This window comes from Paenibacillus sp. FSL P4-0176, from assembly GCF_037975265.1.
Lineage (GTDB): Bacteria > Bacillota > Bacilli > Paenibacillales > Paenibacillaceae > Paenibacillus > Paenibacillus amylolyticus.
This window is the reverse complement of the sequence record NZ_CP150242.1, coordinates 3,819,495-3,833,458: the sequence shown is the minus strand read 5'-3', so window position 1 is coordinate 3,833,458 and position 13,964 is coordinate 3,819,495. Positions and strand designations below refer to the sequence as shown.

Below are 13,964 nucleotides of genomic sequence, written 5' to 3'. Positions count from 1 at the left end.
TTGCTTTACGCATAATGCAAAATTAGCCATTTCGAATATTCCTGGGTAGCCCACGTGAAGGTCAAGGCCCTATATTATCAGAACAGCGGGGAAATTCCTGCTTCCATGCTGTTGAGAAAGTCTCACCGGCCTATGGATATTCATCTAATCGATAAGCAGAAGATGTTCTTGTACCGATAAAACAAAAAAAGCCGCTAAATAGCGACTTTAATGGGATCATGTTTTTGTCCCTCGACAACTTTGTTATTAAGTATATTCGTTTTGGTTGTATGAGCAACATTGATCTAAGCCTTAAATTTCTCTCGCATAAAACATCCACAGTGCAAAAAATACGATTAAAACAAATAATAAACAAGTTAGTAAGGTGTAGAATATCAAGGGATTAAAGAAACCGGCGATCACGGAGGCAACGCCCAGACCAATGAGAATGATTGCTGTGCTGAGTGTGCCGGCTCTCTGGAGTATCATTACACTCCGCTCGTCATTCTCCTCAATATACTGCTTCTTCAGCTCGGCTTCATTATTACTGGCTTTTATATACCTGACGAGGAAAAAAGCGACGGCCACTTCAACCCCGATAAAAGCGCCTGTGTGAAATCCCTTTATAAAACTAGGTAAATCGGGTAGTCCACCTCGGTAAAATATAAGTCCTACATAGATCAATAGGGTAGCAGCGGCTACCAGTGACAGTACGTTTTTGCGAGTTTTTATTTTAATCTTGTACTTGTCCATTTACATTTCCTCCACTTCGCTGAAATCAAAAACATCTTCAATGGCGAGTCCGAAAAAATTGGCAATTTTGTAAGCAAGAATAAGGGAAGCCGTATATTTTCCCCTTTCAAGAGAGGTGATGGTTTGCCGGGTAACACCAACAATTCGTCCCAGCTCTTCCTGTGACAGCTTATGCTGCTTACGCAGTTCTGCAATTCTTGTCTTCAAGTGATCACGTCCTTGCAATGTTTACTTTGCATTTTTAGCATAGTTCACTTTGCATTATGTGTCAAGTTCACTTTGCATTATTACTTACATCTGAATGCAAAACAAGCCAAGCCCCTCTTTGTAAAAGGAGGGCTTGGCTCGGTTGATTTTGTTTATATAAGATGCCAGAAGAGTGTACTTTAACAGAGCAAATGGTTGAAGCGCTTGGTGTTACCCCTATAGAAACGTATGTAGGCCGTGACTTAATGTTAGTATTGGAAAGTGAAAAAGTGGTTTAAACCGCTACACCTGATTTCTGGAACCATAGATGGTATACTCGTACACTATTTATTCGGGTCTCGGTGCCACTTATCATCTCCCATTATTCTATCAACAATATGATGGGCTTCCCAAACAGCCGCAATCTCTAATCCTTCGCATTCTTCGCTTTTAGAAGGTCTAATCTCTCCCATATGATAAGTCAAATATTCTCCTGATATCTTATCAATGATACAGGCAGGTGGGGGCCAAGCCTCTTCTTCATCCGGGAATGGACGATTTTCAACAACCGGCCAATCACCTGATTTCAGTACATCATCATATACACCCACGATAAATTGGTATTCCTCTTCTTGAGGTATCTCTTCTATCGTGTCACTTATCACATTATAGATTGCAATGCTGGCATCTTTAAGCCTTCTCCCAAAGGCAAACTTAGCGTTAGGCAGAGGTATAGCGTAGATATCACCCAATTTTATTCGTTTACGTCTCGTATTTTTCACGGTTTTCCAAACTCCTTCGTTGAGGTTTTAAGTTAGTATTTTTCAAGTTCTGTCTTTAAATCCTCAATTAGTATATCGACTTCTAATACAGCAGAATCAGCATTATTTAAGAATATTGAAGGTTTAAAACCCTCTTTTTTTAAATTGGGTAGAAAATCGTCTATGAACTCGTACAAATCCATACTTTTACTTGAGTAAATTTCCCAACCATCAGTTGCACAGTATTCCGCGAATTCTTTTTTAGGCCAAAATGGAAGTAATTTATTACCTTTATCATCTTCAGTAACTGACCAAGCATTCTCATAAAGCCCCCACACTTCTTCTGAATCCACTACTTTTTTGATGAAGTATTCATAACGAATATTTGCAGGGAGATTGATGACTGATTCAAATTCTTTCTGATTCATATTTCCTCCTAATGATGTTGTCCTTCGACAAGAGTTGCAGCCGATGAACTACAGTATCAAGTCTAAATTTAAACGACCGATTCCCAGGTAGAAATATTGGGAATCGGTCGTAAGCCTATTTTAGAGTATGAGATTTCAGGTCCGGTTTGCCCAGCATCTGTTCCATCTGATCTTCATTCGCTGTATCCGAAATCGCAAATTACTGTTCTTTATACACGCGTACATAATCCACTTGCATCGTCGCCGGGATATCGGAGGCGTTCGGGGTACGGCCGCCGTCAAAGTTTCCACCGATTGCCAAGTTCATAATGAGGTAGAACGGCTCATCAAAAGGTGCATTCGGATTATTCGGTGCAGCTGCGGAATACCACTGCTCGTTAGTGACTTTATAGTAAAACTTGCCGTCTACATACCATTTAATATTGTCCTCTTCCCAGACTACCGAATATACATGATAATCATTGGCAAAAGTTTGCCCCGCCGGGAAGTGATAATCGCCGCCCGAATACTGGTTCCCGGGCCATTGTCCACCAAAGTGTATGGTACCGCTTACTGATCCAGGCAGACGGCCTCTCGCTTCCATAACATCAATTTCACCTGATGCAGCCCAAGTGCCGTATACCGAATCTTTTGGAAGCATCCACAGTGCTGGCCATACCCCATCACCTGTAGGAAGCTTGGCACGAAAATCTACTCTGCCGTACTTCAAGGACAGTTTATCCTTGGTGGTAATCTTTCCCGAAGAATACTGTGCATACCGATTCGGATCCTGCGGGAAAGATTTATTATCGTTCATGGCTTTGATATTCAGCTTCCCGTCCTGTACATAAACATTTTGAGTGCTGTTTGTGTAGTGCTGCAGTTCTGCATTTCCCCATCCCCAAGTACCGGGATCGTTATTGAGATAATATCCTGTTTCATAGTTCCATTTGCTTGTATCCAGCGTAGTTCCGTTAAACTCATCCTGCCAAATGAGGTTCATGCCCGCGATTGCCGGATCGGTTGGTGTTCCGAGCGAGATATCCTCTTGATCGGATACATCCGGACGCGGAGCATTTGGATTGCCGATGAAAGTATAGTTGATGAAGTTGTTGCCGATATTTCCACCCGCCTGTCCGTTCAGCGGATATCCAATACGGATCTGTATATTTTCTTGGATTGGCTGGAACCAAAGACCATAGATATAATCGGACCAGTAACCCCACTGGTTGGCATCGGACATATTGTTATACCCATTAGCGGAGTATGCAAATTTGCTCTGGCTGGAGTTACTCAAATCCACCCATTGCCCATTCATGTTAATTTGGTATACAAAATTGCCCAGTTCCTTGGCGATTGGCGCGCCTCCATCAATTTTGGGAAGCGGAACCCCTATGGAACCATTCGCATCTGCTGTGAAGGTTGTTCCTTCGTATGGCGTAATGACATATGAATTTCTTGTAGGTTCATTAAACGTAATGGTATAAACAAGGTTAGTTGAAGAAGTCTTTGATTCCAATTTGACATTGATCGACTCCGTTACGTTAAACCAGTAACCTCCTCCACCGTCGGTGAATTGGCCAAAGTTGTGATCGTAGATCCATCCGCTGGCTGCGTTATTGTCAATATCAATCCAGGTGCTGCTGTTTACAGGTTTGACATACACCTTCAAATCATCCGCAACAGCTTCATAAGTGACCGCAGGATTATTGTTGAACGTTGGATATGTAAAGCCTGCACCGCCTGTGAAACTTGCTGTGATTTGTGGACCTTGTGTTGGATTCATCGCGGTGATAGTTGTTTTGTTGATGTTTTGGAATACAAGTTGATACTCCAGCTTAACACCATTCGCTTTGGAGTACAGTTGAATCTCAGTTGTTGCGGAGAGGGTGAACCAATAACCATTGAAGCCGCCATCGCTCCAGTGCCCCCAGTTTTGGTTATAGATATAACCGCCTGCCTGGTCGATATCAACCCAGTTGTTGCCCACTTTTACATTCACGCCGACATCACTGTGAACATCATTCCATGTCGCGGAGCCTCCATTGAACTTAGGCATAACAAATCCGTAGCTGGCCTTGCCAACCCCAGATTTAGAAATAACAGGCCCGTCTGCTGGTGAGAAGTACTCCATTGAGGTTACGGTAGTTCCCGCTGCCTGAACCTTTGAAGCTGGCAGTATGCCAATACTAGCCAGCATCACAACCACAAGGAACATACCGAGTACCTTTTTCATAAACCGTTTCGCCGTAAAGTGAGATGGTTTCATAATTACCCTCCTTTAATAGAATAATAGCTTCTCCCAATCCATGCGCATTAAGGAAATCGCTTACAAGTGGGAGTATCTTTATTCTATCGAATAGGTTCATTTGCTGAAAAGGTACAATTGTTTTTGTGGTATCCCATTTTTTTGGCTTTTGATTCATTCTGCCTTCTGCCGCATCATCTGTCGGTACTCTGTGGGTTGGATCTGCATCGCAAGTCGGAACGCGCGTGTAAAGCTTTTATAGCTTTCATAGCCAACCATAGCAGCCACCTCCACAATTTTATGATCGGTTTCGGCGAGAAGCCGCCGCGCTTTATCCAGACGCACATCTCGTAGGTATTCAGCAAAACCTTTACCAATATTCTTCTTAAACAGATTTGAAAAATAAGCATAATTAAGCGATACATGATTGGATACCATCGCGAGGTCCAGCGGTTTGTGGTAACTCTCGTGTATAAAACGAATAGCTTCATTTAGATCCTGCGAATGGCGATAGCTGCACTTATAGTCATAATATAACTGATTCAACCGAAGCAGCTGCTGTTGCAGTGCTTGTATATACTCACGCATCCCTTGATAATCAAAGAGATTACGCAATGATTCAAGATCCAGCACTTCTTCCCCCATATAAGGGTGGATAACTCGTTCGTATTCCTCCATCATCTGAACGGTGGCGGCGCAGAGCTGTTGGGTATAGCGAATAGGATAGCGTTGCAGCACCTTTTTGTGAAATATTGCAGAAATACCCTGAGTAATTGTTCCGCTGTTATCTGTTCCAATCGACTGGAACAGTTCATATAAGTCTTCATAGGGAAGTTGCCACTGCTGTTCCATATGCTCAATATGTGCTGGGAAGATACTGTACTGATCAGGAAACAGGTAACTGTGGCGATAGAGCTCAAGCACTTGGGTATAGCTGTCGGGTAGTTCTTTTAACCCCTGAATCGGGTTAGTCATGGCCGTTATGGCATTGATCTTTGCTTCCTTGAGCGCTGCAGGCAAAACACTTGGATCTATGGACGCATCCGCCGCAAGGATCAGGTAGGGGCGATGTTGCAGGCAAATACAACCTTGTCTGCCAAACACACGATAAGCAATGGCTTCCATGCTATGGGCGCTGCTGGCTCCGGGCTGGTTCATGCAAACTTCTTCCCGCAGCAGGGCTAGACGATAATTACCCCATAACGCATCATGTTGTTCCTCAATCTGAAGGATCCATGCGTCATCACTTAACGCACCTTGCATAAACATTCTTAATTCTTTACGATCGGTCTCTTGGGCGAGGCGGGATACACGCTGCATATTATGCGTAAGTGCCTGCCGTGTCTGGATCTCTTGCCATACATGCTCCAGGGAGTGTTGCAGATCCTCTCGCTTCAAAGGTTTGAGCAAGTAACCCTTTGCACCAAGCCCGATCGCTTTTTGGGCATATGTAAAGTCACTATAACCGCTGATAATGAGGTATTCCACATCCATGTAGTCCTCTTTGGTTTGAGCCATGAGCGTCAACCCATCCATATCGGGCATCATAATATCGGTAATAACGATGTGAATGCAATGCTGCCGCAATAGGGACAGCGCCTCAATCCCACTCGCGGCACAGTATATGTTGTTCAGCTCCAGAGGAAATTGATGCAGCATGGCCTGCAGGCCGTCACGAATGTGTTTTTGATCGTCCACAATCAGGATATTAATCATGCTCTACCACCCTCCAAGATTTACATTTTCCCAAGGCAAGCGTATCGTTACGCAGGTATATGCACCTTGCACACTATCAATCCAAAGACCGCAATTCTTGCCATAATGAAGCTGCAATCGCTTATTCACGTTTTCCAAACCAAGTCCGCTCCTGCTAGTAACCATCGGTGTATCCGATTCGCTCCGCAGTACTGCCTGAAGACGGTGTAACATCTCAGGCTCTAACCCCTTTCCGTCATCTCTTATGTTAATGAAAAGCAGACTGTCATTTTCCACAGAAAAGGTAATCTCTATAGTTACCCTCCTGCCTGAAAGTGCCCCGTGATGAACTGCATTTTCAACGATGGGCTGCATACACATCTTGGGAATGGCATAGCGAAGTATCTCCTGAGGAAGATCCGCCGTCATAACGATACTGCCACCTTCCATAAAGTTGATAAATTCAATATAACTTTGGATATTGGCAAGCTCCTCACGAAAAGCAACGGTATCGCTACGCCACTGCATGCTGTAACGTAGTTGGGAGCCCAACGACACCAATGAATTGGCTATAGCAGGCTGCCGCTGTACCTCTGCCACCATACGGATCGATTCCAGGGCGTTATATAGAAAATGAGAATTAATCTGCGAATGCAGGGAGTGCAACTGTGCGTTTTTGGCAATTAACTGCTTATCCACGACCTGTGTCATTAGACGTTTGACCTCATGTAACATTTTATTGTAATTCACTGCCACCTCATCGATTTCATCCCCTCTTTCGTTCTCATCAAGGCCTGTATCAATCATTGAATCCAGCTCGCCTTTCCGTACCTGACGCATGGATACCAATACGCTGTCCAACCGCCGGAAAATACGCCGTGTCGTTTGGGATACGAGTAGCATAATCAGCAGCAATACACATAATGTAATCGTTACCACAAATGCATACCAACTGCGCGGTCCCTTCATCAATGCCTGATGGGAAGCAATCTCAACCACATAAGTGTTCAACGGAGCGATGTATCGATACAATGCATAGAAGCTCTGATCTCCCACCTTAACCTGAAGCGGGCTTTCCTGCGGCAATATATCCAGCTGGTGATGAATACTGCCAAGAATCTCCTCCATCCCCTGCCCATACTTCTCAGAAAACTCATGCTGGGGATTGTAAACATACTGGGGAGGATCGCTTGCGTTCATCAACACCGAAAAGAAGTCCCCCTTGCTCTCCTGGAGCAGGTCGCTGAAAAACATGCTGTGCGGGACTCGCACTTCCATAATACTAGGGCGTTTTTGTTCCTGCCCTTGAAGGCGAACCAGACGATAGTAGGATAATGTGTGTTCACCATCCCTAAAAGAAAATAAACGGTAAGCCGCACCACCTTCGTCCCGAAGCTTTACCCAATAATCCTGCGGCCAAAATTTCTTATAATGATAGATTTCAGGCCAGATTTCATACAAGTTTGGGTTATCGACGTAAAAGCTAAGCTCACTAATTATCGCATTGCTTTGAATAATATTAAGCATTTGCTCAAACTGGTTTTGCTTAAACTTCACCAGCCGCAGTCCATCCACAAGCATATTGGAATGAATAAAATCCACAAATGACTTTTGAGTAAGAGCCGTGTTGGAAGCGTTCTCAATCATATCCATTCTTCTGCGCAATTGTTCATTCAGCCATGAAACGTGGCTGTTGCCCGTTGCCATAGCATCCTTATATAGCTGGGTTTCTTGCATGCGGATATACACGAAGGATATCAAAATAACAGGTATGGCAATCATCAGGCTAAATGCCAGAAACAGCTTTTGGGATATACGGGCATTGCGATAAATCTTCCTCAATCTCGTTAGTAGGTATTTCATGCTGATGTATTCACCACCTTTGTTATACCATATATTACTAGTTAGCTGATCGTTAACAATGTAGTAGGGAATGGTTATCTGACTAATTTGGCTTTTCTCAGTTCCAGTTCAGCCTGGCGATATTCCATCACCTGGTTAAAGCCATAGTTCACACGACGTATCAGAAAATTTTCAAAAATTTTGTCAAAGGCAGCTTCATCCTTCGCTGTAATCAGTTCTGGCAGCACTTCTTCCCAATTCTGAGAAATACGTGACCAGGCTAACGCTATATCGGAATCCCCTATAGGATCTAGTCCCTTATAGATGCCGCTGTCCAGATCGGCCTGTTGGTTGGCGAACTCCTCCATTTGCTTAATGGATGGGGCATTCTCTGGTCTCCACTTGTTAACGAAAGCAGGGTTTCGCAGCATCCAGTAGGTATCCATAATGCCATATTCCTTTTCCAGCCGCTCCCTATCCGTGTCATGCAACTGAAGCATTGCCGCCGTCAACTGTGGTTTGCCGTTCTTCATCGCCCAGGTTTCACCTTCTTTGCCCAAAAATAAATCCCTTTGGCCTTCTTCGCTGGCCAGATAGGTCAAAAATCGGATGGCCCGTTCAGGGTTTTCCGTGGATCTGCTAATCATCGTAACCATCCAGCCATCCATGCTGCCAGGAAACAGTTTGGCGGATTCTCCCCTGCTGCTCCGGGGTCCATCTACAGCAATATAGTATGAACTCTGATTCGTAAGGACTTCCAATTTCGAATTAAGGTCTGCTATGTCTGTCCATTCCCGAATCATCATAAAATATTGGGCTTGGTTGGTTTTTTCCTGCACCTGTGCACTGGAGTCGACCAGAAAATCAACATTAATCAGGCCCTGCTCGTAAGCGATACGAAATGTTTTCAGCCACTCAATATAATCCGGATCTGTCATTCGGTCGTATACTTTACCGTTCTGTTCATGGGGGATCGCAAGCAGATTTTGCAAATATTCGGTCATCCCATAGGATGCATTCCCCTGTGCCCAGAACGGACTGATCAGCTTGCCTTTATAAACAGAATATTGATTCTTCAGCAATTGCAATGCATTTAGAAAACCTTTTGGTGTGGTAAGGTCCGGTTTGCCCATCGACTCATACAGATCTTTACGTACGAGAAAGGTTTGGTTCGCTCCCGTCAAGCCGGTTGAACGCATCTGTTCGGGACTGTACGCATCATTGGGGATGACATAGGTATGGCCGTCTTCCTGCCGATACCATTGCAGAGCATCATCACCTGCTACCTTGTAAAAGTAAGGATCATACTGGTTGGCTAGCTCATCCAGGGCATAGATGAGATTACTCTCCCGAAGTTTGTTAACCGCACTCTCCCAGGAGCCGATGGTTATCAGATCCGGCAGACTACCGGTCGTCAACATCCGTGATAACATCTCGCTTGGTTCACCAGTTGATACTTCAAATTCGATATTGACCCCTGTTTTTTGGGTGACATATTTGGAAGTCAGGCTCTCACCCCAAGTTTGCCCGTACCATTCAGCTCCAACGAACCACGTTAGATTCACGGGGGTGGTATCCAGCTTCCATGACGGTTCTTCCAGATTCAGATTAAGGCTCTGTATCTGCTCCGTGAAGTCAACCTTTGTCGAAGCACGCCTATCTTCCGATTGCTCTGACTCAGAACAAGCAGTCAAGCCTGACATCAGACACATCATCAATAAGGCTATAATAAAAGGACTTCGAAACATGAACACCTAAGTGCCTCCTTCCTATACTGGCGATCTCCAATCCCCATCTGCATCAGCATTCATACTAGTGGTGGTACAACCGATTTTACTACCCTTGGATTAAAATGGAAATGGTTTAATGGTCGATTCGCAGATGATCCGCAACATTCCCCCTAACGAAACATAACTTGTAATAAATCAATGGAAGGGAGACCAATTCGTGTATTTAATCTGGATACTTATTGTCGGTGGGCTAATTGGCTGGTTAAGCGGAAATCTGATTGGACGGGACGTGCCGGGAGGCGTACTCGGCAATATCATTGCTGGCTTTGTTGGATCGTGGTTAGGGTATGAACTGTTGGGACCGAGGGGGCCGGTGGTGGGTGGATTTCATATCATACCCGCGATCGTCGGGTCGATCATTGCTCTCTTGATTTTCTATGCTCTGGCGCGCGGTGGAGCGTTCCGAAGACGTTAAAAGGCGGAGACGACAAGTTTTTAACCAATTGATTGGGTATTGAAGTAAAGCTTCTTTCGCCACCGTTGCATAATCTTCTTCATAAAGTGTAGTTTCCACCCGGTAGTCGAATAAAGCCGCCGATCCTGTTGATCGGCGGCCTCCTTTGGTTTTATGGAAATTAGAAACCACCTCTAGAATGAATGATTTGTCCGGTGATCCATTGGGAATCGTCGCTTGCCAGAAAAGCAATCAGACGGGATACATCTTCAGGAAGACCGATCCTGCCCATCGGAAATTCCGGTAGCAAAGCTTTTTTCACTTCTTCTGACATCCAACCCGTATCGGTAGGCCCGGGATCAACCGCATTCACAGTAATGTGAAACGGAGCCAGTTCAGCAGATAGACATTCGGTAAAGGTGGAGACAGCGCCTTTCGTTGCGGCATAAGCGAGATTGCCAGGCATCGGCCCCTTACCTTGACCGGACGTGAGGTTGATGATCCGGCCGCCGCAAAGGTCCTGATGGACGGCCAGTTCAACCTCCAGCATACGCGCAAATTCGGCCGATAGCATGAATGTACCTCGAATGTTCATGGCACAGTGCGCATCGATCAATGATGCATTTAATTGACGGAAATCAGCTGCTACACTGTAGGTAGCGTTGTTGACGAGAATGGTCGGCAGCCCGAGAGCCGATCGGCATGCATCAAGCAGTTGCGCTGGAGAATTGGGATCGGTAAGATCGACCTCCATATGCGCTGCCTTAACGCCATAGGAGCGAAGTTCTTCGGCAAAGAGATCCGGCCAGTTTTTGTCGGCATCCCCCGGATTCTCTGTTTTATCGTAATCGTACAGATGGGTATAGAACACATTAGCGCCTTCTTGTGCCAACGTGCGGCAGACAGCGGTTCCAATACCTCCGGGGCGGCTTGTGCCTGTCACAATAGCGGTTTTTCCGTATAGTTTGGTCATTTTATTACCTCCGTTTAATAAGGGAGGGAGAAAACCATTTTTCATTGGAGATGGAATTATCCTAGGTATAACAAAAAGCGGATACATCAAGTATCCGCGCCCGGGTTTGATTCAAACGGTTCCTCGCGTCCCTTGAATGATTGCGGATCGGCATCACAAACCAGGCGTGTGGTTATAACCAAAACACCAAGTCGAGCGATCCAGTTTAGATAATCATTACAAGGAAGTCCACATGGTCCGGCGAGTCCCCTTTCCTACATCTCCACTTTAAATATTACGAGTCAGACTCAATTACTGTCAAGACAAATACATGGGATTACATTTCCAGTGAAAATGGTTGGGTGGTCAAGCATCCTGCTAACCTGCAGACTGTTCACTTTTTTGAATTTAACTTTATGTTCGATTTTTACAACTTCAATTCTTACAACTTCAATTCATATCGTATATCAGGTAAATTCTCTTCATTTTCTTGTCCTCTACCAGTAATTTCAAACCCATTATTCTCATAAAATTTTTGGGCATCTTTATTCACTTCAAATGTATATAAAGTTAATTTTCCATTTGCTTGTGCTTTTGCTTTATTAAGCAAGGTTCGCCCTATTCCATTCCCTTGATAATCAATATGAATATAAAGTTGGCTTATCTCAGTTTCACTATAGGCAATCATTCCAACTACTTTTTCATCAATTAACGCTAAATCTATTTGATACTGTTTAGATAGTATATGATTTAAAAAATATAGATGGTTTTCGAAGCTATGGGTTTCAGCCTGACCAATTGCCCGTTCCTTACTATCTCTCCACATTTTCACTGTATGTTCAGCATACTTGGGATTATAGTTAGATACTTTAATTTCAAGTTTGTTTATTAATATACCGCCTTAAATAGAAAGATTTTCAAACGATGCAGTAATGACTTGAAAAATATCTTCTTGATCCAAGATTTCCGTTCCATTGTAAGTAATAATTCCTGATGAGAAATCAATGTCATCAGTGTTCTATGGCCACCAGTTACCTCTGCCTGCCAGTCTATTATATGCGTTCATTAATTCTGATCAGTAATTTCTTTAAGATTTGCTTCTCCTCGTCATTAAGGGCTTGAACGATTTCATCCTCCACTTTTTGAAATGAGTTATTGAAGTCTTCAATCAAGTCAACCGCTTTTGGTAATACATAAATATTTTTTTGCCGTTCATTATTGGCCGGGATTTTACGTTCGATGAAACCTTTTTGCTCTAGACCTTGAAGCATGCTTGTAACGCTTGCCCCACGCAGATGAAACCGATCTGCAAGATCCTTTTGAATAATATGATTATCTTGATTCTCATAAATATAATCGATTACTTTTCCTTGTTGAGAACTTAATCCTAGCTCTTTTATACTCTCATCCGCTCTTTTCTTTAACTTAAGACCGATAATTTGAAACAACTCCATATAAGGCGTATCTTCTCGGGAAGGCATGACCGTCCATCGTCCCCTCTGTAATTGTTAGGAATCTAATTGTAAGTAGCTAAAATATACAGTGATCCCAGTAGGCTTGTCAAACAAAAGTTAGACTATTGACTGTTAGATATCTAACAGTTATACTCCGAAGTGTTGAAACACAAACACATTAGGAGGAGTTATGATGGAGAAATTAAATCAGAATGCTGGATCAGAAGGAATTACGGCGATTACAAATGTACGAATCTTTGATGGATATCAGATTATTGCTCCCAGACATATTGTCATTAAAGGGGTTTCCATTATTTCAGTGGGCGGAGACATCCCAAGCGATGCAACAATTATCGATGGAGAAAATGCGACATTAATACCTGGTCTGATTGATGCACATGTCCATACCTCCATTGGTGGATTACGAGATGCCTTAAAATTCGGTGTTACAACAGAACTCGAAATGAACGGCGATTTTACGAAAAGAGGGCGCGAAATTCAGCTAAAAAATGTCGATGACATCGCAGACGTTCGATCTGCTGGTACAGCGATTACCGCTCCTGGTGGGCACCCAGATGAATTACTACCTGATGGAATGAAATACCTGAATTCGTATTAAAGGAACTAGAGAAGTTATCGGAGGAAGACCGGGAAGCAATGTTAGCCGCCTACGCTCACGATCACGACGAAATACCTCAAGTGACGACGGTTGATGAAGCGATCAAACATGTGCATACCCAAGTGGAGAATGGATCTGACTATATTAAGATCATGATTGAAGAGGGAACGGTTATGGGTGCACCTGGCCTGCCTGTTCTAAGTGACGAGATTCTAAAAACAGCCGTTACTGAAGCCCACAAGTTCAATAAGTTGGTTATTGCCCACGTTTTGACGGCTCTTTCATCGAAAGCAGCCATCGATTTTGGAGTCGACGGTTTGGGCCACTTGTTTATCGACAGACCCGAGTACACGTCCGAATTGGTCAAATCCATAGCTGATTCTGGAGTTTTTGTTACACCGTGCTTGGTGTTGAATTCATCGATTATAGGTAATCCGGCATCAGAATTGGCTAATGATCCACGAGTTCATTCCAAATTAAGTCCGGATTGGATCGATATCTTGAACTCAAGCTTCAATACATTCCCACAAGGTAACATGGAGAACAGCTTCAAAAATGTGATGGATCTTCACCGTGCCGGAGTTGATATTCTTGTAGGGACGGATGTCGCGCCGGTTCCCGTTCCGAACCTTGGTGGCCTTGCTCATGGGGCCAGTGTTCACCACGAAATGCAGCTGCTGGTGAAGGCTGGGTTCACTCCGATCGAAGCTCTTCAGTCGGCTACTTCCAAACCGGCCCGTTGCTTTGGTCTACATGATCGTGGCCGGATTACCGAAGGTGCACGTGCTGATCTTATTCTCATAAACGGTGATCCGATCACTAATATTTCAGATACCTTGTCAATCAAATCCGTGTGGTTCAATGGTTCGCAAAAACTAGGCTAG

12 protein-coding genes and 1 pseudogene are annotated in these 13,964 nt (G+C 44.0%); 2 read left to right on the top strand and 11 right to left on the bottom strand.

Annotated features, from left to right (window positions below; all coding sequences use genetic code 11):
- Positions 1–291 precede the first annotated feature (291 nt).
- From MKY95_RS17290 to MKY95_RS17255, 8 genes are all read right to left on the bottom strand, one after another.
- Positions 292–732: a hypothetical protein gene (locus MKY95_RS17290; protein ID WP_315372660.1), complete on the bottom strand. Its 441-nt coding sequence runs from the start codon at positions 730–732 to the stop codon at positions 292–294.
- Positions 733–939, bottom strand: coding sequence for a helix-turn-helix transcriptional regulator (locus tag MKY95_RS17285; RefSeq protein ID WP_036613900.1), 207 nt, complete (start codon positions 937–939; stop codon positions 733–735).
- Positions 940–1,262: 323 nt separating this feature from the next.
- Positions 1,263–1,700 (bottom strand): Imm26 family immunity protein, encoded by a 438-nt coding sequence (locus MKY95_RS17280; RefSeq protein WP_339193555.1) that lies wholly within the window; start codon positions 1,698–1,700, stop codon positions 1,263–1,265.
- A 32-nt stretch (positions 1,701–1,732) separates the two neighbouring features.
- Positions 1,733–2,107 carry a DUF2750 domain-containing protein gene (locus tag MKY95_RS17275; protein ID WP_127549260.1) on the bottom strand — a complete coding sequence of 125 codons (375 nt, stop codon included), beginning with the start codon at positions 2,105–2,107 and terminating at the stop codon, positions 1,733–1,735.
- A gap of 199 nt (positions 2,108–2,306) precedes the next feature.
- A complete protein-coding gene (locus MKY95_RS17270; RefSeq protein ID WP_339193553.1) occupies positions 2,307–4,355 on the bottom strand; it encodes a glycoside hydrolase family 16 protein in 2,049 nt (682 codons plus the stop codon).
- A 153-nt stretch (positions 4,356–4,508) separates the two neighbouring features.
- Positions 4,509–6,050: a response regulator gene (locus tag MKY95_RS17265; RefSeq protein ID WP_339193552.1), complete on the bottom strand. Its 1,542-nt coding sequence runs from the start codon at positions 6,048–6,050 to the stop codon at positions 4,509–4,511.
- 3 nt (positions 6,051–6,053) lie between these two features.
- Entirely contained in the window at positions 6,054–7,892 is a 1,839-nt protein-coding gene (locus MKY95_RS17260) for a histidine kinase (protein ID WP_339193551.1), read from the bottom strand.
- 74 nt (positions 7,893–7,966) lie between these two features.
- Positions 7,967–9,619, bottom strand: a complete 1,653-nt coding sequence (locus MKY95_RS17255; RefSeq protein ID WP_339199995.1) for an extracellular solute-binding protein — start codon at positions 9,617–9,619, stop codon at positions 7,967–7,969.
- Positions 9,620–9,818: 199 nt separating this feature from the next.
- Between MKY95_RS17255 and MKY95_RS17250 the strand changes: the two genes are divergently transcribed.
- Positions 9,819–10,076, top strand: a complete 258-nt coding sequence (locus tag MKY95_RS17250) for a GlsB/YeaQ/YmgE family stress response membrane protein (protein ID WP_074095306.1) — start codon at positions 9,819–9,821, stop codon at positions 10,074–10,076.
- Between the two features lie 160 nt (positions 10,077–10,236).
- Here the strand turns inward: MKY95_RS17250 and MKY95_RS17245 are convergent, their stop codons facing one another.
- The 3 genes from MKY95_RS17245 to MKY95_RS17235 form a co-directional block, all read right to left on the bottom strand.
- On the bottom strand, positions 10,237–11,028 hold the full coding sequence (locus MKY95_RS17245) for an SDR family oxidoreductase (protein WP_047843236.1): 792 nt from the start codon (positions 11,026–11,028) through the stop codon (positions 10,237–10,239).
- Between the two features lie 421 nt (positions 11,029–11,449).
- Positions 11,450–11,896, bottom strand: a complete 447-nt coding sequence (locus tag MKY95_RS17240) for a GNAT family N-acetyltransferase (protein ID WP_127549270.1) — start codon at positions 11,894–11,896, stop codon at positions 11,450–11,452.
- Positions 11,897–12,059: 163 nt separating this feature from the next.
- Entirely contained in the window at positions 12,060–12,488 is a 429-nt protein-coding gene (locus MKY95_RS17235; protein ID WP_036613915.1) for a MarR family transcriptional regulator, read from the bottom strand.
- Between the two features lie 166 nt (positions 12,489–12,654).
- On the opposite strand from MKY95_RS17235, the pseudogene MKY95_RS17230 reads away from it, so the two are divergent.
- Positions 12,655–13,964 (top strand): annotated as a pseudogene (locus MKY95_RS17230) (amidohydrolase family protein).